The sequence below is a fragment of the Micromonospora sp. RTP1Z1 genome, assembly GCF_033804685.1.
GTDB lineage: Bacteria > Actinomycetota > Actinomycetes > Mycobacteriales > Micromonosporaceae > Micromonospora.
In genome coordinates this window covers 26,054-47,220 of record NZ_JAPFQV010000032.1, presented here as the reverse complement: position 1 = coordinate 47,220, position 21,167 = coordinate 26,054, and the positions used below count along the sequence as shown (strand labels likewise).

Here is a 21,167-nt window from a genome sequence, read left to right as displayed (position 1 = left end):
ACCCAGATGATCCGTCTCCGGCGTCCCGCAACCGCCGCCGCGCTCGCGCTCACCGCCGTCGCCACCGCCGTGTTCGGCCTCGCCGGGCCCGCCTCGGCGCACGTCACGGTCAACCCGAAGGAGGCGACCCAGGGCGGCTACGGCCGCTTCGCGTTCCGGGTGCCGAACGAGAGTGACAAGGCCTCGACCACCAAGGTCGAGGTGGTGCTGCCGGAGAACGCCCCGGTCGGCTCGGTGTCCACCATGCCGGTGCCGGGCTGGACGGTGGCGGTGGAGAAGCGCAAGGTCGACCCGCCGATCGACGTGCACGGCAGCCAGCTCACCGAGGCGGTGTCGAAGCTGACCTGGACGGCCGGCGCGAACGCCGGGGTCAAGCCGGGCGAGTTCCAGGAGTTCCCGGTCTCGATGGGGCCGCTGCCGCAGGTCGACCGGATGGTGTTCAAGGTGCTCCAGACCTACTCGGACGGGAACGTGGCCCGCTGGATCGAGGAGCCGACGCCGGGCGGCGAGGAGCCGGAGAACCCGGCTCCGGTGCTCACCCTGACCGCCGCCTCGCCGTCCGCCGCGCCGAGCGGGAGCGCCGCGGCGGCCGCGCCGGCCGGTGCGGACGACTCCGACGACGACGGTGCCGGCACCGCGTTCGGCGTCGCCGGTCTGGTGGCCGGCCTGGCCGGTCTGATCCTGGGTGGCCTGGCCTTCCTGCGGACCCGACGGGAGCCCACGTCGGGGGCCTGAGCTGCGCCGTTGTCGGTGGCCCGTCGGATCTTCCGGCGGGCCACCGTCCTTTCTGCGGGCCTTCGGGTGCTTGCCGTGGATATCCGGCGATTGTACGGTTCCCATCGGTAAGGTCGGCCGGGTAGTTGGCTACCGAGGGGGACGACGCGAATGCGGTTCGTGCGAACGATCGCCGGCATGCTGCTGTTGACCATGGGAATACCGGCGCTCCTGGCCGGCGGCGGCCTGTGGACCGTCGCCCGGCACGCCGACTCCGACGGCGGCTTCGGCGCCCGCTTCGAGACCGCCCGCACCCCGGGTCAGGCGATCGTGGTCGCCGACGTGGACGACCTGCTGCGCGCCGAGGCGCCGTTCGCCCGGACCGGGCAGGCCCGGCTCCGGCTGACCGCCCGGACCGCCGACGGTCCCGCCTTCCTCGGCCTGGCGCCCAGCGAGGAGGTCCGGCGCTGGCTCGACCCGGTCCCGCACGCCACCGTCCGGCGGGTCGCGCTGGCCCGGGGTCCGCTGCCGGTCCGGCTCGACCCGGCCGGGCCGGCGGCCGCCGGCGCCGTCACCGCCGTCCCGCTCGGCCAGGACTTCTGGGTACGCGAGGGGATCGGTGCGCTGGAGTGGACCCCCGGCGAGCTGTCCGGTCGCTCGCTGAGCCTGGTAGTGATGCGCCCCGACGGCCGGGGCGACCTGGCCCTGGACCTGCGTGCGGAGCTGCGGGCGGGCTGGTTCCCGGCCGCGGCGTGGGGACTGCTGGGCGGCGGCCTCCTGCTGGTGGTGCTGGCCGTGGCGCTGCTGCTGCGCCCGGTCCGCCCGCGCGAGGTGGTCTTCGTGGTCGAACCGGACCAGGTGCCGGTGCTCGCCGGCCGGCTCGGCGTGACCTCGCTCACCGGCCTCGGCGCGCAGAAGACCGCCGAGGGACGACCGCCCATGGCCGACCGGCAACTGGTCTCGGTCGGCTCAGTCCACGCCGGGCGGAATCGGGCCGCGATCGGCCCGGTCCCCAGCCGCCGGCCGGAGACCCTCGCCGACCTGCCGGCGAGCCCGGGTATGACGACGACCTGGTCCTGGCCGCCCGGGCCGGCCGAGGAGACCGCCCGCCCGGTGTCGGTGGACGGCCCGGCCCGGCCGGCGTCGCCGGACGCCCCGCCTACCGACGGTTGAGGGCCGACGGAACGACGGGTGGCCCTCCGCGCTGCCGACGTGGAGGGCCACCGTCACCGGGGGATCGGTGCTACCTGGGAGACACATGAGGTAGTTGAGACCAGATTAACGCCGATAGCGGCCGGTCGGGACATCTGTCCATTTGGTGCAAGTTTCAGGGTGTGGCCGGTGCCCCGGCGGGCCGACGCCGGTGCCGGGTCGGCAGCACGGCCAGGAGCAGCAGGCTGAGCAGCACGTACGCGTTACGGGCGACGAACTCGCCCAGGTTGTCGGTACGCGCCGGAGCGACGCCCCAGTCCTGGAAGGACACCACCCCGTAGATGATCACGAACGCCGTGCCGACAGCGAGGGTGAGCAGCCAGCGGCGATGCCGGGTCCCCTCGGCGGTGCCCCGGTCGGCGTCCAACGCCGCGTCGACCAGCACCACCACCGCCGGGATGAACCAGTACAGGTGGTGGGTCCAGGTGATCGGGCTGACCAGCCCGCCGACCAGCCCGGTCAGGGCGAGGCCGGTGAGCGCGTCACCGGCCCGGGCGGCTCGGGCGGCCCGCCACAGCCCGTACCCGGCGACCACGACGACCAGCAGCAGCCAGGGGAGCTGGCTCGGCTTCTCCGGCGCGGTGATCCGGCTGAGCAGGCCGAACAGCGACTGGTTGCCGGTGTAGTCGGTGCGCCCCACCCGGTCGGTGGCCCAGAGCTCGTGGGTCCAGAACCGCCACGAGTCGGCCGGCGCGACCGCCGCCGCCAACAGGGTGGCCAGCGTCGCGGTCGCGGCGGCCACCGCCGCCGCCCGCCAGCGCCGGGTCGCCAGCAGGTAGAGGATGAAGATGCCCGGGTAGAGCTTGAGCGCCGTCGCCAGCCCCACGCCCACGCCGGCCCAGCGCCGCCCCTGCGGTACGGCGAACAGCAGGTCGGCCAGGATCAGCACCACCAGCAGCATGTTGATCTGGCCGAAGGTGATCGTCTCCCGGGTGCTCTCCACGGCGAAGGCCAGCAGCACGGCGACCGTGAGGCTGAACGGCCGGGGCAGGTCGTGCCGCGCGACGAGCGGGGTCACCAGCCAGCGCGTCGTCACCACCACGCCGATCGCGGTCAGCGCGGTGAACACCGCCACCGTGACGCCGAGCGGGAGCAGGGCGAACGGTCGCAGCAGCAGGGCGCTGATCGGCGGGTAGGTGAAGTAGAGCGCGCCCTGCACCCGGTCCGGCTGGACGTAGTCGTAGAGCGGATGACCGGCCGCCCACCAGTCCATCGCCCGCATGTAGATCTTCAGGTCGAAGAAGTCGTGTACCAGCCCCGGCAGGTACAGCGCCGGCAGCACCGCCGCGAGCGCGACCACCGTGACGAGCCGGCGGACCGTCCGACCGCCCGGGTCGTCCTCGGTGGCGGCGGGCGGTGCGACGGGTTCGGCTGGCACGGGGAAAACCCTAGCGGTCCGTTCCGGCCACCGTGCCGAGGCGCGGGCGGGTGGGCTGCGCGTAGTCTGACCCGGTGGCTGATCTTCTCGTCTGGATCGACTGTGAGATGACCGGGTTGGACCTCGGGCGCGACGCGCTCATCGAGGTCGCCGCGCTCGTCACCGATCCCGACCTCAACGTGCTGGGTGAGGGTGTCGACGTGGTCATCCACGCCGACGAGGCGGCGCTGGACGGGATGCCGGAGATCGTCCGGACCATGCACCGCAAGTCCGGCCTGACCGAGGAGGTCCGGCGGTCCACGGTCAGCCTGGCCGAGGCCGAGGACATGGTGCTCGACTACGTCAGCACGCACGTGAAGGATCCGCGCAGCGCCCCGCTCTGCGGCAACTCGATCGCCACCGACCGCGGCTTCATCGCCCGGGACATGCCGCGTCTCGACGTCCACCTGCACTACCGCATGATCGACGTCTCCTCGATCAAGGAGCTCTGCCGGCGCTGGTACCCGCGGGTGTACTTCGGGCAGCCGCAGAAGGGGCTGGCCCACCGGGCCCTCGCCGACATCCGGGAGAGCATCCGCGAGCTGGAGTACTACCGGCAGACGATCTTCGTACCGCTGCCGGGGCCGGACGTGGAGACCGCCAAGGCCATCGCGGCCAAGCTCTGACCGGGGGGCCGCGCCCGGCGCGGGCGGCGGGGCGGTTCTGGCCGGAGGCTCGGAACCCGGTGGACGCGGCCGGCCGGGTTGTGGCTATTATTAGTCCGCGCCCCGCCCGGGTTCACCGGCGCGGAGAGCATGGTGGCTGTAGCTCAGTTGGCAGAGCACCGGGTTGTGGTCCCGGTTGTCGTGGGTTCAATTCCCATCAGTCACCCAAATCCGGAAGCCCCTCCCTCGGGAGGGGCTTTCGTCGTTCCACCACCTCGTTGCCGTGCGTCCGGAAACGGCGGAACCCCCTCCGGCGGGGGGAGGGGGTTCCGGTTGCTCCTTGCGCGCTCAGGGTGTGCCCGGTCAGGGCGTCGGCTCGGTGCTCGGGTCGCCCCCGGTGCCGGGCTCGGCGCTGGCCTCGTCGCCGGGCTGCGCCGGCGGCTCGTACGGCAGGGCGCTGCCCTTCACGTACTCGTCCCAGCTCAGGTTCCAGTCGGTCCAGCCGTTGCCGTTCTGGAGCTGCCGCTCGGTGCCCTTGACGGTGATCGGGTCGCCCATCCGGGTGTTGGCGAATAGCCAGGCGCCGTCGGCCATCGAGACGTTCACGCAGCCGTGCGAGACGTTCACCGAGCCCTGCTGCCCCTCGGACCAGGGTGCCGCGTGGATGAACTCGCCACCCCAGGTGAGCCGCTGGGCGTAGTCGATCTTCGTGCGGTAGCCGTCATCGGGGCCCAGCTCCTCCATCGTGTCGAAGACCGTCTTGCGGAGCTTCTCGATGACCACCATGGTGCCGCTGGACGACGGGGTGGTCTTCTTGCCCAGGCTGACCAGGATCGTCTTGATCACCTTGCCGTCCTTGGTGACCGTCATCCGCTTGGTGCGGTTGTCGACGGTCATCACGAACGACGGGCCGATCTTGACGTCCACGGCGAGGTCCGAGCGGCCGTACCAGCCGTCGCCCAGGGGCAGGCCACCCGCCTGCACCCGGTACGACACCGTGGTGTTGGCCTGCCAGAACGTCTTCGGCCGGTAGCGGGCCTCGGTGGGGCTGGCCCAGTGCCAGACGCCCTCCTGGACCGGCTTGGCGGTCACCGCCATCCGGCGCTGGACGTCGTCCCGGTAGTCCTGAGGGATGGCCCGGCTGAACCGGACGATCAGCGGCATGGCCACGCCGACCACCTGGTTGTCGGCGAGGAAGCTGCTCACCCGGATCTGCTTGGCGGGCCGGGCCATGGTGGTGAAGGTGCTGGTCGCGGTCGCCGGCTTGCCGTCGTCGCCGGTCGCGGTCACCGTCGCCGTGTACTTCTGGCCGTACTCCAGGGCGCCGTCGGGGAGCCAGTTCTTCCCGTCGGCGGAGAGCTCGCCCTCGACCGCCTTGCCGGCCGAGTCCTTGAGCTCGACGGTGGTCTCCTGAGCGTCCTTCGTGGTGAAGGCGATGCCGGTGGAGGCCGGCACGTCGGCGGCGTCGGCCTGCGGCTCGGTGATGGTGGCGGCCGCCTTCGGCTTGCTCTCCCCACCGCCCTGCCAGCTCGACGGCTTGCCGCCGTCGCTGGTGCACGCGGAGGTCAGGGCCATGGCGGCGGCGAGCACCACCGCCGCGAACCCGCGGCGTCGCCCGCCGCGCCGGGCCCCGCGCCGGATCAGCTCGTCCTGGCTAGCTCGCATGATTCCCTCACAGTCGTGATGCCCGGGTGCCATCGTCCCCTACTGACGCAGGAATTCGGGTACCCGTTCCCGCATGTGAACCGGAACACCCGACCACGATGTAACGATTTTGGTATTGTGCGGCGCTTCGTGAGTGGGGCTCATCTCTGTCGACGGCCGCGGCGCGCGCGTCCATCGTCACGGACCGTTGCCCGACGGGCCTGCCGGGCAACGGCACCGCCGCTCAGAAGGCCGGGCCCGCACCGCCCTTGGGCACCGGGAGGGCGCTGCCCGCGACGAACTCCGACCAGCTCATGCTCCACGCGGTCCAGCCGTTCCCCGGCACCAGCTTCCGCTCGGTGCCGCGGACCGTGATCGGGTCACCGATCAGGGTTCGGCCGAAGAGCCACCTGCCGTTCGCCATGGAGACGTTGACGCAGCCGTGTGAGACGTTCTGCCGGCCCTGCACCCCCTCGGACCAGGGAGCGGAGTGGATGTACTCGCCACCCCAGGTGATCCGCTGGGCGAAGTCGATCTTCGTGACGTACTGGTTGTCCGGGTCCGGCTCGTCCCGGGTGTCGAAGACCGTCGACTCCTTCTTCTCCATCACCACCATGGTGCCGCTGGACGAGGGGGTGTCCTTCTTGCCGAGGCTCACCGGCAGGGTGCGGATCAGCGCGCCGTTCTCGTACACGCTCATTTTCTTGCTGGCGTTGTCGACCTTCATCTCGAAGGCGCGGCCGATCTTGGCGGTCGCGGTCCGGTCGACGTTGCCGTAGCGGCCGTTGCTCAACGGGATGCCCGCGAGGGCCAGCCGTACCGAGATCGTGGTGCCCGGCTTCCAGTACGCCGGCGCCCGGTAGTACGCCTGGGTGCCGTTGTAGAGCCAGTGCCACGCGCCCGGCTGCGGCGGGTCGGTGCGGACGAACATCCGCTTCTGCACGGCCGCCCGGTCCTTCTTCGGGATGCCCGGGGAGAACTCGGCCACCACCGGCATGCCGACCCCGTAGGTCTTGCCGTCGAACATGTACAGCCCGGAGCCGATCATCGACTTCGGCTTGGCCATCGTGGTGAAGGTGCTGGTGCCCTCGTGGGTCCGGCCGTCCGTTCCCGTGCCGGAGACGGTCGCGGTGTAGCGGGTGGCGTACTTCAGCGGCGTGGACGGCACCCACGACGAGCCGTCGCGGCGCACCCGACCCTCGACCGCCGCGCCGTTCGCGGCCGTGAGCACGACCTTCGACACCTTCCCGCCGCCCGGGATCTTGGCGCTGATCTCGGTGCTCGCCGGCCGGCCGGCCGCCCCATCGGCCGGACTCACCCCGAGCGCCGGAGCGGCCGGCTGCGGCGAGGGCTCGCCGCTCGCCGTCCCCTCGGCCGCCGAGACGCTGGCGGCCTGGCTGCCGCTGACGAACGCCGGCTTCTTCTGGTCGTCGCCGCACCCCGTCAGTGCCAGCGACGCCGTCAGGACCAGGACGCCCACCATCGCCCCGCTCCGCGCGAACCTGTCCATCCCCACCTCTGTTCTCGCGTGCCTGGCGAACATCGTGCCGCATGAACGCCGTCGCCTCGGTCCCCTCAGTCGGGGCGCTGGGCCCTTTGTGGTGGTTTTTGCCTTAAGCTCGGCCGAAGGGGGGAGCCGGGGATCGGATTGGAACCCGGGTCGGAGGGCATGCTAGTGTTTTCCCCGTTGCCAACGAGCGCCGCTAGCTCAACTGGCAGAGCAGCGGACTCTTAATCCGCGGGTTCGGGGTTCGAGTCCCTGGCGGCGCACCAGCAGTAACACCTCAGGCCCGGTCCTCATGGACCGGGCCTGACCCCTTTTCTCGACCCCAACGTCAGCCATCGAAGAGAAAGCCGAGCTTGTCCACGGACGACCGCTGAGACTGCCGGGTGACCTCAACGTAGATGAGCTTGGTAATGGTCGGGGAACTGTGGTCGAGGATGTCCTGGATCTTCTCGATGGGCACGCCCTGCTCGTAAAGGAGCGTGGCGCAGGAGTGGCGTAGATCATGGAACCTGATCCTGCGTAGGCCTGCTCGGTCCAGGAGCCGGCCAAAGTGACGGTTGAGGTTGCAGGGTTCGATCGGAGTGCCAATGCCGGTGGTGAAGACCAACCCGGAGTCCTTCCAGTCCTTCCCGACGATCTTGCGTTCAGCGCCTTGGGCGACCCGGTGTTGCCGGAGCGCGGTCAGACAGGGAGCCGGCAGGGCGATGATCCGCTCGGACTCGTCGGACTTGACCGGGCCGAAGACGAGATGGCCGCCGAGACGTTGAAGCGTCTGCCGGACGTCAAGGCGACGAGCACACCGGTCGAGGGGCCGCCAGGATGGTCCTGGCTCGCTTCCCTGCGTCATGCAGCCGTCTCCGTCGTTACGCCCTCAGGAGCCAGGAAATGCCCCACGCGATCAGGATCGCGCCGCCGAGGACCCACATCGCGAGGGCGATCCGCTCCGTGTGTCGACCGCGGGGCAGTGTGTGCGGCGCTTGGGCGACTCGTCGGGCCAGCGGACGACAGAAGACCACGCATGCGACGCCGGCAAGGATCGCGAGCACGCCGTTGACCATCTCGTCTCCCTCGATCTAGCGGCGAACCGCCAGCGTGCCCGATACCTGCCCGATCTAGCGGTCAATACCGGCAAACAGCGGCACCCGGCGCGGTCACAAACCTCACCGCTCCATCCGTCGCGGTCGCGGCTGGTCAACCGGTAGGCAAGCTGGCGGTCTCAGGCCATTGCAAGGCACTTCCCAAGCTGACCGTCAATCTCTACGAACTACCGCCCGAGTGGTTCGCGCCACCAGTGTTCGTGGCCGCCGAGCTGGCCGAGCGTGATGTTGCAGTCTCGGCTGTGCAACAGCGCGAGGAACCTGTTGCCCATGAGCAGGTGCTCATACGAGACCTGGGCGATGACGTCGGCGACCGTCCGCGCCCACGACGGATCGGCCTTGAAGGGTTCGTCGAACTCGCGGATGACCAGCGCCCGACCCGTAGCCCCGGTGAAGTCGATGTAGCGCAGGGTGTCACAGAACGCGTCGAGGTTCTTGACTGACCACCCGCAGTAGCGCATCGAAACCTGAGAGAGCAGATGGGCGAGCATAGTGGACCCGGTGCCGCCGCGTGACTGGGCAATCCCGTAGCCCAGGCCTTGGAGTTCGCCCACGACGTGGTCGAGTTGCTTCTCGTCGGAGAACCCCGAGACCGCGCCCTCTTGAAGCAGCTCGTAGTCCCACTGTCGCTCGGTCTCCGCTTCAGTAAAGGCCGCCATGGCAGCACGGTAGCCGTACAGCAGGGAAATACAGCAGGGAAGGGACCCATGCAGCCCAGCCCACGCGAGGCCCTTGACCTGCTTACCAAGCTTTCAGCGACCGCACTGCCGACAATCCATAGCTTCAGGGCCGGGTCGGTGCGCCTACTCCGTCGCCGGTGGAGGTGCTGTCGCGAGGTCACGTGGGGCCGCTGGCGTGCCGAGATCGGTGCGTCCGCGGGCTAATCGGCGCGGTCGAGGGTGAGTTCGCTGTCGGTCGGCTTCGTGCGCCACGCGGCCTGAAGTTGTGAATATCGCTCCATGTCGGTTCGCACCTCGGCCAGGGCGGCACGTCGATGGGGACCGATAGGGGCGAAGTTGAAGCCGGTGTCGTGCTCAGGTAGGGCCTCGATGCCCGTGAGATCAGGCCCGTCGTCAAATCGCATCTCAAGGCTGACCTGCCAGTACTCGGGATCGGCGCAGCGGCCGTCTCGGTCATCAACGCCGACGATGGCCAATTGCCGGGTGAACGCCAGCGACGGGCGGTGGGCGTTCCAGGAGAAGCGGCCCCACTGGACGATGAAGCCGTCAGCGTCAGAGTCGGGGTCTGGATCGACGCCGTCAATCTCCACCTGCAAGAACTCGCTGAAAGCGTGCCAGGCTGCGTCGACGTCGATGACGTCGGCGGTATCAAGATCATGACTTGTCAGGTACTCGCCGAACACCTCGGCGCTTGACCGCCACGGAACGGGCATGGCAGTCATTGTCCAACAGACCCAACGCTGCGCCGGCGTCCTGCGCGTATCTGCCGCGCTGCGTACAAGCCGTCGGGCAGCATGCGTTAGCGCCTTTGCAGTACAACCACGGGAATCTGGCGGGTCGTCTTCCGCGCGTACCCGTCGTAGCCCTTGTACATGTCGGCCATCTGCCGCCACAGGCGCTCGCGGTCCTCGCCGCCGGTCTCGCTGGCCGTGACCAGGTAGGTCTGCCGGGCGATCTGTATGGAGGCGTCCGGCTGCGAGCGCAGATTGAGCCACCAGGCGGGGTTCCTGGCGCGGCCGCCGTTGGACGCGATGATCACCCATCGGTCGCCGTCGGTCTGGTAGATCAACGGTACCGTCCACGACCGCCCCGACTTGCGCCCGGTGGTGGTCAGCAACAGCACCGGTGCGCCGAACATCTTGCCGCCGAGCTTCCCGCCGCTGCGCCGGTACAGCCACACGGCAGTACGCAGAAACCCTCGCGTGAGCGCTCTACCGAATCCGCCAGACCGTTTCGCCATGGTCACTGTCTACCAGACCTGGGTCGGTGAATGCCGGGTGAGGCGCTGTCGGAGCTCGGCGATGATGAGGACGATCCCGAGCACGGTGATGTCTGGCTGTTTGAGAGGTCCTCGGATGGGCGATCGGCGTGTTCGCCGGTGCGCGTGGGCTAGCGGTTCTGGAGGACACGGAGTCGGGAGGAAGCGCCTTCCACCGAACCAGCGTCTCGCGACGGGAGGCCCTCACGCTGCTTCGCCGCATGGCCGACGGGGACCTGGACGCTATCCGTGCAGAACCCTGGCGAGCCGGCTACGGCTCCGACTGATCACCTGGTCGAACGGAAGGAGTCGGAGAGCCAGCCGTAGGCGGTGACTCTGCACTAGGCCCAGCAACGGTCAGCCGCTCAGCCAGATCGAGGCCCGCTTGATGTACGCGAGCTGTGCGGCGAAGGCGACCAGTGCGACCGCCACACCGAGCGCGATCGCCAACGTGGCGGATCCGCTGGCCACTCCGGTCAGCAGGGTCGCGCCCAGCCCGATCAGCAGTGCGTTGACGGCGCCCACCATGGCCGCCGTGGTCAGTAGCAGTTGCCAGCGAGAGGCGCTGCCGCCAACCGCCGCCGCGATCGTCCGCGTGTCGCCCCCGCCGGTCACCGCGTCGGCGAAGAAGTCGTGCTCGCCGGCGAGCTGGCGGTGGTAGTAGGCGCGGATATGCTGGATGCGCTTGAGATTCAGCGAGTTCTCTACCATGTTCTGCACTAGCCGGGCGAAGGTGAGTAGCCCGGTGATTACCAGGGTCGGCAGCACCGCGCCGAGGTACGGCTTGATCAGGTGTCCGCTGCTCGAGACGAAGCCCAGCCCGATCAGCGCGGCGGACAGCAGTGACAGGAACACGGTCGCCCGCCCGACGGACTCGGTGATCGTGGCGCTGCGCGCGGTCTGGAGCACGAAATGCTCGGTGGTCAGGGCGGTGAGCAGCCCCTGCTCGCGCGCGTCCTGGTCCATGCCTTTGCCCCCTCCGGTGCTGGCCGCGCCTCACATTAGGGAGGATAAGGCTCTTCGCCGGGTCAACCCACGCTGACCGAGCCTCTGCTGTTCAGGGCCGGCCATGGTGACGGACGGCAAGGCCAGGCCTCGATGACGGACGGGGCGGCCCGGGACTCGTCGATACGGGCCGCCCCCGGCACATCCTGGAAGTCTAGGAGGCGGCCTCGCGGGACATCGCGGAAATTGGTGTCAACGCCGGCTGAAATTTGACCCCAGCGCCGCAAACGAATCAAAGACTCAGCGCACTAGGACGTGTCCTGCCGATCATGAGCTCTGTAGATCATCCAGGGCAGCGCCGACACCCAACCGGATGCCATAGTGGCGCCATGAAGGCAGACCTGCACAGTTACTTAAAGGGCGGCCGCGACGCGCTGCTGTGGAAGCTCGACGGGCTCAGCGAATACGATATTCGGCGCCCGCTGACCCGGACTGCCACCAACTTGCTCGGTCTGGTGAAACACTCGGCGGCCGGTCAGATCCTCTACTTCGGCGTCGTGTTCGGCCGGCCGTTCGAGCAGGAGCTGCCGTACGTCGGCGACGGAGCGGAGACCAATGCCGACATGTGGGCGACCGCGGATGAGACCCGCGAGGAGATTGTCGACTTGTACCGTCGCGCGATCGCCCACGCCGACGCCACCATTGAAGCCCTTGCGCTGGATGATGTCGGCCGCGTGCCGTGGTGGGGCGATGCAGCGGTCACGTTGCACCACGTCCTGGTCCACGTCATCGCGGACACGCAACGGCACGCCGGCCACGCTGACGTCGTGCGGGAACTCATCGACGGCGCGGCCGGGCTGCTGCCCAGGAACGACAACCTGCCCCCCGCCGACGAGTCATGGTGGCTGGACTACCGCCAGCGAGTGGAGCAGGCCGCCCTCGACGCCAGCAAACGCAGCGACTAGCCGGCCATGCTCGCGAGCGCGGCGCCGCCGCTGCCGAACAGCCCGACCAGCACGATCCGTCGGAACACCACAGGGTCGATGCGGTGGAACAGTCGGTTTCCCAGCCACCAGCCAAGCGGCACCGCGGGGAGCGCCACGAGGGAGATCCGCACCACATCGGCGTGTACCTGACCGGCTAGCAGGAACCCCGTCAGCCCTATCAGACTGGTGCCGGAGAAGGTCGCCGCCAGGGTGGCCCGGAAGGTGCGCGGGTCGTAGCCGAGCGACTGGAACGCTGCGACCAGCGGCGGCCCGTTCGTCCCGGTGGCGGCGGTTAGCACCCCGACGAGGACGCCGATGGCCCCGAGACCGATCCGTCCGGTGCGGATCCGTGCCCCGGACCAGACCAGCGCGGCGCAGCCGAGCACCACGACCGCGATCAGCGCGCTCAGCAGCCGCTCCGGCGCGAGCGCGAGAACCAGCAGGCCGGCCGGCAGGCCGAGCAGGGCGGTGGCGGTGAGTGCCGCCGCGACCCGCCACCGGGCGTGGGCGCGTTCCCGGACGGCCGCGGTGACGGTCAGCCCGATGCCGGTCAGCGCCGACACCACCACGGCGGCGCGCGGGTCGACGGCGACGGCCAGCAACGGCACGGTCACCAGCGCGTACCCGAAGCCGCTGACCGCCTGGGCGAAGGCGCCGAGCAGCACGATGCCGAACGCGCTGAGCAGGATGACCACCCGCTGAGACTGACGCATCGGACGGCGGGCGGACAACCGGCCGGCCCGGAGATCCCCGACACACGGCCAGCGGCCGGCAATGCTAATGAGGTCGGCCGCCCGCGCCCGCGCCGCCGCCGCGTCCGCCCGCGCCTCGGCGGTCGCCACCGTCCGGAGCAGCTCGGCGAGTTCGTGGAGGTCGAACGAGTTCGTAGCGTCAACCATTGGTTGACGTATTCAGGCCGTCAACCTATGGTTGACGCATGACGAATCCCGTGCAGATGAGCAATCCGGTACGCCTCGACGAGCTGATCGAGTCGATCAAGAAGGTGCACAGCGACGCGCTGGACCAACTCAGCGACGCGGTGCTGGTGGGCGACCACCTCGGTGACGTCGCCGACCACCTGATCGGCCACTTCGTCGACCAGGCCCGCCGCTCCGGCGCCTCGTGGACCGACATCGGGCGCAGCATGGGTGTCACCAAGCAGGCGGCCCAGAAGCGTTCCGCCGCCAAGGCGGAGACCGCAGCCGCCCTCGACCCGAACGCCGGCTTCGGCCGCTTCACCGATCGGGCCCGCAACGTGGTGGTGGCCTCCCAGAACGAGGCGCGGGCCGCCGGCAGCCCGGAGATCCGCCCCGAGCACGTCGCCCTCGGGCTGCTCGCCGAGCCGGACGGGCTCGCCGCCCGGCTGATCGCGGTGCGGGGCGTACCGCTGGAGCGGCTGCGGGAGGTCGTCACCGCGACCTTCCCGGCGCCGGCCGACCAGGTCCCCGAGTTGATCCCCTACGACGCGCGCGCCAAGAAGGTGCTCGAGCTGACCTTCCGGGAGGCGCTGCGACTCGGCCACAACTACGTCGGCACCGAGCACATCCTGCTCGCCCTGCTGGAGGAGGAGGCCGGTGAGGGCGTCCTCACCGGCCTCGGCCTGGAGAAGTCGGACATGGAGGCGGCCGTGACCGGCGCCCTCGCCGAGGTCGCGCGGCGCCGGTCCTGACGTTCCGCCCGCTCGGGTGCGCCGGGCGCGCACCCGGGGGCGGGCGGCGCGGAATCAGTCGGCGGTGGGAAAGCCGTAGCGGGCAGCGTGCTCCGGGTCGGCCGGGTCGATTTGACGGATGCCGGCGTCGGCGAGGCGCTTGTTCACCTCGTCGAGCCGGTCGCGCACCAGCCGGGCCTCCTCCTCGGTGACCCGGCCGCGGTGCGGCCTGCCGGCGTGCTCGATGGTGCCGTAGTCGACCTTCTCCGCGCTCTTGCGCGCCTTCGGTGGTCTCACCCGCACGGCCGTCCGCAGCAGCTGGGCCATCGGCACGTCGGTGGCCATCGCGTCGAACTCGCTGGCGGTCAGCACCACCCGGCGTGGCTCGCCGCCGCCGTGCCGGTCGTGGATCTCCACCACCGCCACGTCCAGCGCGGCGTCGTCGATGCTCTCCACCTCGACCGGGGTGGCGTCCAGTTGCACGGGGCCGGCGACCAGGTCAGGGTGCTCCAGCACGACGACGCGGACCACCTCGTCGTCCGGCTGCAGAGCCGTGCCGCTGAAGTCGGAGACGTGGATCGTCTTCTTGCCCATGCGCGGAGCTTCTCCTGTCGTAGGCCGAGTTTCGGACCAGGAGACGCTAACCGACAGGTGTGCGAAAGGCCCGGCCGGAGGGCCCGGGTGTGTCGTCGCTTTCCTCCGCTTTCGGGTCAGCGGGCGCTGAGGCCGCGCCGGGTGGCGGTGGGTGGCAGTGCGTTCAGCTCGGCCCAGGAGAGCGGGGCGTCCCTCCGGGCCTCCCGGTACCGCGGTTGCGCGGGGAACCGCCCGGCGGCGTCGGCCGCCCGCCAGCTCCGCTCGGTGTCCTGCTGGTACCGGTCATTCGGCTGATTCGGCATGACCATTACCGTCCCAGAGAAAGTTGTACATGTATGGAAATAGATATGACGCTCGATCGATGCGTCAGGTTCCCGCGGCCGGCAACCGGACCACGAACCGGCAGCCATCGGTGATGTTCTGTACGTCTACCCGCCCGCCGTGCGCCTCAATCAGCCCGCGCACGATCGCCAGTCCCAGCCCGCCCGACCCCTCCCCGCCGCCGTTGCCCGGGCGCGGGGTCCGCGCCGGCTCCCCCCGGAACGCCACGTCGAAGAGGCGGGGCAGGTCGGACTCGGGGATGCCGCCGCAGGTGTCCGCCACCGCCAGCCAGGCGGTGTCCGCGTCCCGCCCGGCGTCCACCCGGACCGTGCCGTCCTCCGGCGTGTAGCGGACCGCGTTCAGCAGCAGGTTGCCGACCACCCGGGCCAGCTCCGGCTCGCTGGCGGTCACCGTCGGCCAGCCCGACTGGGCGGCGACCAGCCGGATCCGGCGGGCCGCTGCCAGCGGGGCGGTGCTGGCCAGCGCGTCGGAGACCAGGTCGCCCAGCGGCACTGCCGACATCGACAGCCGCAGGGCGCCCGCGTTGATCCGGGACAGCTCGAACAGGTCGTCGACCAGCCGGGTCATCCGATCGGTCTCCACCCGGATCCGGCGGTGGTACTCGTCGACGGTTTCCGGGTCACGGACCACCCGGTCCTCCAGCGCCTCGGCCATCGCGCGCAGCCCCGCGAGGGGGGTACGCAGGTCGTGCGAGACCCAGGCGACCAGGTCGCGGCGGCCCTTCTCGATCCGCCGCTCCCGCTCCCGCGCCTGGTCCGCCCAGACCGCCGCCGCGGCCAGCCGCCGGCCGAAGAGCCAGCCGACCACGAGGCTCACCACGGCCGCGGCGGAGACGGTGATCAGCACCACCTCCAGGTCGTGCGGGGAGAGGAACATGGCCTCCGCGATCACCGCCACCCCGGCCACCACCGCGGAGACGGTCATGGCCAGCAGCACGACGATGTGCACCAGGATCGAGCGTCCGCGCAGCAGCCGCAGGGCGACCGCCCCGACCAGCCCGACGCAGAGCGCCGCGGCGAGCGCCGCGCCGAAGATCAGCGCCAGGTCACGCATCGGCCGGCTCGTACCGGTAGCCGACGCCCCAGACGGTGACGATCCGTCGGGGATTCGCCGGGTCGGCCTCGATCTTCTCCCGCAGCCGCCGCACGTGGACCGTGACGGTGGACTGGTCGCCGAAGCTCCAGCCCCAGACCCGGTCCAGCAGTTCGGGCCGGCGGAACGCCCGCGCGGGATGCCGCATCAGGTGGGCCAGCAGGTCGAACTCGCGCAGCGTGAGAGTCAACTCCCGGCCGTGCAGCCGGGCCACCCGGGGGCCGGTCTGCACCTCCAGGCCGTCGTCGGTCAGCACCTCCGGCGGCGCGCCGACCGGCTCCCGGCCGGCCCGGCGCAGCACCGAGCGCACCCGCAGCACCAGCTCGCGCGGGGAGAACGGCTTGCTCAGGTAGTCGTCCGCGCCCAGTTGCAGGCCGAGGATCCGGTCAGCCTCGTCGCCGCGTGCGGTCAGCATGACGATGGGTACGCCGTCCGGCCGTTCCCGCAGCCGGCGGCAGACCTCCAGCCCGTCCAGCACGGGCAGCATCAGGTCCAGCACCACCAGGCGCGGTGGCTGCCGCGCCACGGCGGCCAGCGCGGCGGCCCCGTCACCGACGTGGTCGACCTGGTAGCCGGCGTGCTCCAGGTACCGGCAGACCACGTCGCTGACCGTCTGGTCGTCGTCGACCACCAGCACCCGCTGCGTCACCGGCGTACCTCCCAGTCGTACGGCCAGCGTATCGACGGGTGGGTTGGTTGATTCATTGCGAGGTTCTTACGGGCGCCCTTGCCTGTCGCTCGGGGCTCGCGCACAGGGTCAGGACACCGTCCAGAGCAGGTGGTTGACCGCCAGCGCGGTGGCCGCCTGCCCGCTCAGCCACCACCGCCGGTCGCCGGCCGGGAGCCGGACGACGGCGACCGGCAGCCAGACCGCGAAGGGCAGCCAGATCCGTTCCACCTCGGCCTTGGACAGCCCGGACGCGTCGGCGGCGGCCACGGTCAGCGCGGCCACCACCGGCAGCCAGACGGCAGGTCCGGCCATGCCGAGCGGCCTCGCCGCCGGCCCGGCCGTTGCCGTCCGGCGCGGGCCGGCCCCCACGGCGACCTGGGTGCGACCGCCGGTCCGGGCGGCGATCCGGGCGCGGGCGCCGGCCAGCGCCGGGCGGAGGGCCCGGGCCAGGGCCGGGCCGGCCACCGGGCCAGCGCTGAGCAGCAGTGCGGCCAGGTTCGCCCACACCCAGTAGCCGTACGGGCGGTCCGCCGCCCAGCCCTGGTAGTAGCGGCGTACGACCAGGTGGTAGCCGTCCAGCCACCAGAAGCCGTACCTGACGAACACGGTGGTCACCACGGCCACGCCCAGCCCGGCGGTGAGCAGCGCGCGGACCCGGTCGGCGGCCCGCAGCACCAGCACGGTCAGCGCCAGCAGCCCGGCCAGCGCCAGCCCGTACGACAGGTGCAGGGCGACGCCGAGGAGCAGCCCGCCCAGCCCGGGCGCCCAGCGTCCCGGGCGGGCCAGCAGGGCGAGCCCGGCGGCCACTACGGCGGCGAAGATCCCGTCGGCGGAGGCACCCACCCAGACCGCGCCGGGCAGCAGCACCAGGAACGGCAGCACCGCGCGGGCGGCCGGTTCGTCCCCGAGCGCCCGCAGCGTCACCGGCACCGAGACGCTGACCGTCGCCCCGATCAGGACGCAGGTCAGCGCCGCTGCCGTCCCGCCGCCGAGGCCGATCCGGTCCAGCCCGACGAACACCAGCAGTGCGCCCGGCGGGTGCCCGGCGGTGTGGGTGGACCAGGAGTCCGGCCGGAAGTCGAGGATCCGCTCGGTGAAGCCGGCCAGCATGGCGGGTACGTCCCGCACCCGGGGCACCTCGTGCAGGTACTCCGCCTGCACGGTGAGTCGCTCGGTCAGCCCGGCCCGCCAGCCGTCCACCAGCGCCAACGACCACGTCCACGCCACCGTGGCGAGCCAGCCGGCGGCCAGCAGCCGGGGCCAGGGGAGCCGCCGGGCGAGGTCGGGGCCGCGCGCCACCACGCCGGCGGCGACCAGCACCGCCGGGACGCTGCCCCAGCCGACATGCGGTCGCCAGGTGGCGTAGAGCGGCGCGGCCTCGGCGTGCAGCCCGGCGTCGTGGTGGTTGAGCACGGCGCCGACCGCCACCGCGGCGGCCAGCAGCGCCGCCTCGACGGCGAGGACTGTCAGGTCGCGGCGGCGGCCGGTGGGGAGGTGGGGGGTCATGGTGACCGCCGAGGCTATGGCCGGCCGCCGCGGTCCGGAAGCACTTCGAGGGGGACGTCAGCGACTCGTAAGGAACCGTTGCGGCGTAAGGGTTCCGTAACCGTGACGGTGGCCCGGAGCAGCGCCGGGGCGGCCTAGCGTCCTCGGCATGGAGACAGAGGTCGACGTGGTACTGCCGTGTCTGGACGAGGCGGCCGCCCTGCCCGGTGTGCTCGCCGGGCTGCCGCCCGGATACCGCGCCGTCGTGGTGGACAACGGCTCCACCGACGGCTCGCCCGAGGTGGCCGCCGCGCACGGCGCCAGGGTGGTGCACGAACTGCGGCGCGGCTACGGGGCTGCCGTCCACACCGGACTGCTCGCCGCCCGTACCGAGCTGGTCTGCGTGCTGGACTCGGACGGCTCGTTCGACCCGGGGGAGCTGCCGAGGCTGGCCGGGCCAGTGCTGGCGGGCCGGGCCGACCTGGTCGCCGGACGCCGCCGGCCGGTCACCCGTACCGCCTGGCCCTGGCACGCCCGCGCCGGCAACGCCCTGCTCGCCGCCGGGCTGCGCCGCCGGGGCGTACCGGTGCACGACCTGAGCCCGATCCGGGTGGCCCGCCGGGCGGCGCTGCTGGAGCTCGGCGTCGCGGATCGCGCCTTCGGCTACCCGCTGGAGCTGCTGCTCCGCGCGGCCGCCGCCGGGTGGCGGATCGTCGAGCTGGAGGTGGCGTACGCGCCGCGGGCGGCCGGCACCCGGTCGAAGGTGTCCGGCTCGGTCCGGGGCACCGCCCGCGCGGTGCGCGACATGACGGCGGTGCTGCGGGCCGGGGTCGCACCGGTGAGCGCGAGGAGCGCAGCGGAGCGGAGCCCCGCAGTCGCGAACGAAGGACGGCTCCGGTGAGCGCGCGGAGTGCCCCCGCAGTCGCGAGCGAAGGCTGGCGCCTGTGACGGTGCTGCTGGTGCTGGCGAAGGCGCCCGTGCCGGGCCGGGTGAAGACCCGGCTCTGCCCGCCGCTCGACCCCGACCGGGCCGCGGCGGTCGCCGCCGCCGCGCTGCTGGACACCCTGGACGCGGTCCGGGCGGTGCCCGGCGTGGTGCCGGTGCTGGCCCACGCCGGCTCCCTCGACCGGGCGGTACGGGGCACGGAGATCCGAGCGGCCCTGGCCGGCTGGACGCTGCTGCCCCAGCGCGGCCAGGGCCTCGACGACCGGCTGGCCGCCGCGCACGCCGACGCCGCGGCGGCGTTCCCCGGCCGACCGGTGCTCCAGCTGGGCATGGACACCCCGCGGGCCGGCGCGGACCTGCTCGGCACGGCCGTGGCGGCGCTGGCCGGGACGGACGCGGTGCTCGGGCCGGCCCCCGACGGCGGTTGGTGGGCGCTGGGGCTGCGCGATCCGGCGGCGGCGGCCGTGTTGCGGGCCGTGCCGATGTCCACCTCGGCGACCGGACGGTCGACCCGGGCCGCGCTGGCGGACCGCGGCCTGCGGGTCGACGCCCTGCCGGAGCTCTCCGACGTGGACGAGTGGCCGACGGCCCGGGCCGTCGCCGCCGCCGCGCCGGCCGGCCGCTTCGCCGCGGCGGTACGGGCGATCGAGGCTGGGCCGGCCGGTCGCTTCCCCGGGTCGCTGCGGGACTTCGCGGGCCGGTGGGCCGGCCCAGCGGTCCCGCCGGCCAGCCAGGAACCGGTGACGGCACGCCCGGGCGCGGCACGCCCGGTCGGCGGTGCCCGGTGAGCAGGCCCGCGGTGCTCGCCGGGGGCTTCGAGGCCGCGCTGGCCGACCCCGTCGACCGCCCCGCCGACGAGGACGCGCACTGGCTGGTGCTCGGCGACGGGGTGCGGGTGCCGCTGCCGGTTCGCCGGTGGCACGGGCCGCCCGAGCCGGCCCTGGCCGAGGTGGTGCGGCGGTGCACCGGACCGACCATCGACCTGGGCTGCGGGCCCGGCCGGCTCACCGCGGCGCTGGCCGAGCGGGGGCTGGTCGCCCTCGGCGTGGACGTCTCGGCGGTCGCCGTCCGGCTGGCCCGGGGCCGCGGCGCGGCGGCCCTGCGGCGGGACGTCCTCGCCCCGCTGCCCGGTGAGGGGCGGTGGGCGCACGCCCTGCTCGTCGACGGCACCATCGGCATCGGCGGCGACCCGGTACGCCTGCTGCGCCGTTGCGCCGGCCTGCTGCGCCCCGGTGGCACCGCCCTGGTCGAGCTGGCCCCGCCGGGTGCGGGCCTGTGGCGGGGGCGGGCGTACGTCACTTCGGGCGGGCGCGCCGGCGACGACGAGCGGGGGCCGGCGTTCCGCTGGGCCCGGGTGGGGGTGGAACTGGCCGAGCCGTTGGCGTCCGCCGCCGGCTTCCGGGTCTCCGTGGTGCTGCCGCTCGACCGCCGCTGGTTCGTCGAACTGGTCCACCGGTAGGCCGTGTGGGGTGGGGCGGCCCGGTGACCGTCCGGGGCGGTCGCGATCCGGACGCCCGGGCAGCTCGCCCGGCGTACCATGATCGTCGGCGCGGCGGACGGTCCGGCGGGTGAGGAGGTGGCCCGGTGCTCGACCGGCGGTTGTTCCTGCACCTGGCCACCTGGCTGGGGCAGTGGCCGGCCGGTCCGGGCCTGCACGTGGTCCGCTCGCACCGCCGCGCGCGCCCGGCCTGGGACGGCCGGCTGCGGCCGGCCATCGCGGTCGCCGCGCCCGACTGCGCTCTGCTCTCCGTACCGCCCGACCGGGCCGAGGCGGTCCGGGCCCTGACCGACGGGTGCTCGCTGGCGGAACTGATGCCGGGCCTGCCGGCGGCGGTGGGGCTGCCGGACTGGCCCACCCACGGGGGCGCCTTCCGGTGGAGTCTCGCCCCGGCGCCGCTGCCCGACGTCGGCGAGTGGTCCCCGCCGACCGGGCCGGGGCTGCCGCCCTGGCTGCGCCTGTTCGACCGGGAGGTGCTGCTGGTGCGGGACGCCGACGGGCGATACCTCGCCGGCGCGGGGATCAAGCGGCACGACGCGTACGGGCACGAGCTGGCCGTGGGCACCACGCCGGCCGCCCGGGGCCGGGGACTGGCCGGGCGGCTGGTCGCCCAGGCGGCCCGGCGGGTGCTCGACGAGGGCGCCGTCCCCACCTACCTGCACGGCTTCGACAACGCCGGGTCCGCCCGGGTGGCCGAGGCGGCCGGCTTCCCGGACCGCGGCTGGACGTCGTACGGGGTCTTCCCGAGCTGACCGTCGCCCGTTTTACCGGCCGGGGAGCCTGGGTGGGGGCCCCGGCATGGTGGGCAAGGTGCGTGCGGCGCGTTTT

The 21,167-nt window shown here is 72.3% G+C and carries 22 protein-coding genes, 2 tRNA genes and 2 pseudogenes; 11 read left to right on the top strand and 15 right to left on the bottom strand.

Annotated elements, in window-relative coordinates; genetic code table 11:
- Window positions 1-6 precede the first annotated feature (6 nt).
- Complete coding sequence (locus SLP03_RS17485) at window positions 7-735, top strand: YcnI family protein (RefSeq protein ID WP_319461664.1); 729 nt, start codon at window positions 7-9, stop codon at window positions 733-735.
- A 150-nt stretch (window positions 736-885) separates the two neighbouring features.
- A complete protein-coding gene (locus SLP03_RS31670) occupies window positions 886-1,887 on the top strand; it encodes a hypothetical protein (RefSeq protein ID WP_413644543.1) in 1,002 nt (333 codons plus the stop codon).
- A gap of 154 nt (window positions 1,888-2,041) precedes the next feature.
- Here SLP03_RS31670 and SLP03_RS17475 read toward each other — a convergent pair whose 3' ends face one another.
- The gene (locus SLP03_RS17475; RefSeq protein ID WP_319461663.1) at window positions 2,042-3,304 is read right to left on the bottom strand and encodes a glycosyltransferase 87 family protein; all 1,263 of its coding nucleotides are present in this window, start codon (window positions 3,302-3,304) and stop codon (window positions 2,042-2,044) included.
- Between the two features lie 74 nt (window positions 3,305-3,378).
- Between SLP03_RS17475 and orn the strand changes: the two genes are divergently transcribed.
- Together orn and SLP03_RS17465 are read left to right on the top strand one after the other, a co-directional pair.
- Window positions 3,379-3,969, top strand: a complete 591-nt coding sequence (gene orn, locus SLP03_RS17470) for an oligoribonuclease (protein ID WP_319461662.1) — start codon at window positions 3,379-3,381, stop codon at window positions 3,967-3,969.
- Window positions 3,970-4,101: 132 nt separating this feature from the next.
- A tRNA-His gene (locus tag SLP03_RS17465) sits at window positions 4,102-4,174 on the top strand.
- A gap of 137 nt (window positions 4,175-4,311) precedes the next feature.
- Here the strand turns inward: SLP03_RS17465 and SLP03_RS17460 are convergent.
- Window positions 4,312-5,613, bottom strand: coding sequence for a L,D-transpeptidase (locus SLP03_RS17460; RefSeq protein ID WP_319461661.1), 1,302 nt, complete (start codon window positions 5,611-5,613; stop codon window positions 4,312-4,314).
- A gap of 223 nt (window positions 5,614-5,836) precedes the next feature.
- On the bottom strand, window positions 5,837-7,102 hold the full coding sequence (locus SLP03_RS17455) for a L,D-transpeptidase (protein WP_319461660.1): 1,266 nt from the start codon (window positions 7,100-7,102) through the stop codon (window positions 5,837-5,839).
- Between the two features lie 187 nt (window positions 7,103-7,289).
- Here SLP03_RS17455 and SLP03_RS17450 point away from each other — a divergent pair.
- A tRNA-Lys gene (locus SLP03_RS17450) sits at window positions 7,290-7,365 on the top strand.
- 62 nt (window positions 7,366-7,427) lie between these two features.
- Here the strand turns inward: SLP03_RS17450 and SLP03_RS17445 are convergent.
- From SLP03_RS17445 to SLP03_RS17420, 6 genes are all read right to left on the bottom strand, one after another.
- Window positions 7,428-7,946 (bottom strand): site-specific integrase, encoded by a 519-nt coding sequence (locus tag SLP03_RS17445; protein WP_319461659.1) that lies wholly within the window; start codon window positions 7,944-7,946, stop codon window positions 7,428-7,430.
- 16 nt (window positions 7,947-7,962) lie between these two features.
- Window positions 7,963-8,157 (bottom strand): hypothetical protein, encoded by a 195-nt coding sequence (locus SLP03_RS17440; protein WP_319461658.1) that lies wholly within the window; start codon window positions 8,155-8,157, stop codon window positions 7,963-7,965.
- A 206-nt stretch (window positions 8,158-8,363) separates the two neighbouring features.
- Window positions 8,364-8,855 (bottom strand): barstar family protein, encoded by a 492-nt coding sequence (locus tag SLP03_RS17435; protein WP_319461657.1) that lies wholly within the window; start codon window positions 8,853-8,855, stop codon window positions 8,364-8,366.
- A gap of 221 nt (window positions 8,856-9,076) precedes the next feature.
- Window positions 9,077-9,589 carry a hypothetical protein gene (locus SLP03_RS17430; protein ID WP_319461656.1) on the bottom strand — a complete coding sequence of 171 codons (513 nt, stop codon included), beginning with the start codon at window positions 9,587-9,589 and terminating at the stop codon, window positions 9,077-9,079.
- Window positions 9,590-9,675: 86 nt separating this feature from the next.
- Window positions 9,676-10,056, bottom strand: a complete 381-nt coding sequence (locus tag SLP03_RS17425) for a nitroreductase family deazaflavin-dependent oxidoreductase (RefSeq protein WP_319461655.1) — start codon at window positions 10,054-10,056, stop codon at window positions 9,676-9,678.
- 435 nt (window positions 10,057-10,491) lie between these two features.
- Window positions 10,492-11,100 (bottom strand): hypothetical protein, encoded by a 609-nt coding sequence (locus tag SLP03_RS17420; protein ID WP_319461654.1) that lies wholly within the window; start codon window positions 11,098-11,100, stop codon window positions 10,492-10,494.
- A 368-nt stretch (window positions 11,101-11,468) separates the two neighbouring features.
- Between SLP03_RS17420 and SLP03_RS17415 the strand changes: the two genes are divergently transcribed.
- A complete protein-coding gene (locus SLP03_RS17415) occupies window positions 11,469-12,044 on the top strand; it encodes a DinB family protein (RefSeq protein WP_319461653.1) in 576 nt (191 codons plus the stop codon).
- On the opposite strand, the gene SLP03_RS17410 is transcribed toward SLP03_RS17415, so the two are convergent.
- Window positions 12,041-12,964 carry a sulfite exporter TauE/SafE family protein gene (locus SLP03_RS17410; protein ID WP_319461652.1) on the bottom strand — a complete coding sequence of 308 codons (924 nt, stop codon included), beginning with the start codon at window positions 12,962-12,964 and terminating at the stop codon, window positions 12,041-12,043. The two genes, SLP03_RS17415 and SLP03_RS17410, sit on opposite strands and share 4 nt — an antisense overlap.
- Before the next feature lie 38 nt (window positions 12,965-13,002).
- Between SLP03_RS17410 and SLP03_RS17405 the strand changes: the two genes are divergently transcribed.
- Window positions 13,003-13,734 (top strand): Clp protease N-terminal domain-containing protein, encoded by a 732-nt coding sequence (locus SLP03_RS17405; protein ID WP_319461651.1) that lies wholly within the window; start codon window positions 13,003-13,005, stop codon window positions 13,732-13,734.
- Between the two features lie 54 nt (window positions 13,735-13,788).
- On the opposite strand, the gene SLP03_RS17400 is transcribed toward SLP03_RS17405, so the two are convergent.
- The 5 genes from SLP03_RS17400 to SLP03_RS17380 all read right to left on the bottom strand — a co-directional run bounded on the left by SLP03_RS17400 (window position 13,789) and on the right by SLP03_RS17380 (window position 17,917).
- The gene (locus tag SLP03_RS17400; RefSeq protein WP_319461650.1) at window positions 13,789-14,307 is read right to left on the bottom strand and encodes a hypothetical protein; all 519 of its coding nucleotides are present in this window, start codon (window positions 14,305-14,307) and stop codon (window positions 13,789-13,791) included.
- A gap of 116 nt (window positions 14,308-14,423) precedes the next feature.
- Window positions 14,424-14,609 carry a DNA repair protein gene (locus SLP03_RS17395; RefSeq protein ID WP_319461649.1) on the bottom strand — a complete coding sequence of 62 codons (186 nt, stop codon included), beginning with the start codon at window positions 14,607-14,609 and terminating at the stop codon, window positions 14,424-14,426.
- Between the two features lie 64 nt (window positions 14,610-14,673).
- Window positions 14,674-15,702 (bottom strand): HAMP domain-containing sensor histidine kinase, encoded by a 1,029-nt coding sequence (locus tag SLP03_RS17390; RefSeq protein WP_319461648.1) that lies wholly within the window; start codon window positions 15,700-15,702, stop codon window positions 14,674-14,676.
- Entirely contained in the window at window positions 15,695-16,390 is a 696-nt protein-coding gene (locus SLP03_RS17385; protein ID WP_319461647.1) for a response regulator transcription factor, read from the bottom strand. Before SLP03_RS17385 ends, SLP03_RS17390 begins: the two co-directional genes overlap by 8 nt.
- 108 nt (window positions 16,391-16,498) lie before the next feature.
- On the bottom strand, window positions 16,499-17,917 hold the full coding sequence (locus SLP03_RS17380) for a hypothetical protein (protein WP_319461646.1): 1,419 nt from the start codon (window positions 17,915-17,917) through the stop codon (window positions 16,499-16,501).
- A gap of 148 nt (window positions 17,918-18,065) precedes the next feature.
- Between SLP03_RS17380 and SLP03_RS17375 the strand changes: the two are divergent.
- The 4 genes and pseudogenes from SLP03_RS17375 to SLP03_RS17360 form a co-directional block, all read left to right on the top strand.
- Window positions 18,066-18,722 (top strand): annotated as a pseudogene (locus SLP03_RS17375) (glycosyltransferase family 2 protein); the annotation flags it as partial.
- A gap of 118 nt (window positions 18,723-18,840) precedes the next feature.
- Window positions 18,841-19,506 (top strand): annotated as a pseudogene (locus tag SLP03_RS17370) (TIGR04282 family arsenosugar biosynthesis glycosyltransferase); the annotation flags it as partial.
- A gap of 119 nt (window positions 19,507-19,625) precedes the next feature.
- On the top strand, window positions 19,626-20,300 hold the full coding sequence (locus SLP03_RS17365) for a class I SAM-dependent methyltransferase (protein ID WP_413644542.1): 675 nt from the start codon (window positions 19,626-19,628) through the stop codon (window positions 20,298-20,300).
- Window positions 20,301-20,425: 125 nt separating this feature from the next.
- Window positions 20,426-21,091, top strand: a complete 666-nt coding sequence (locus SLP03_RS17360; protein ID WP_319461645.1) for a GNAT family N-acetyltransferase — start codon at window positions 20,426-20,428, stop codon at window positions 21,089-21,091.
- Window positions 21,092-21,167 lie beyond the last annotated feature (76 nt).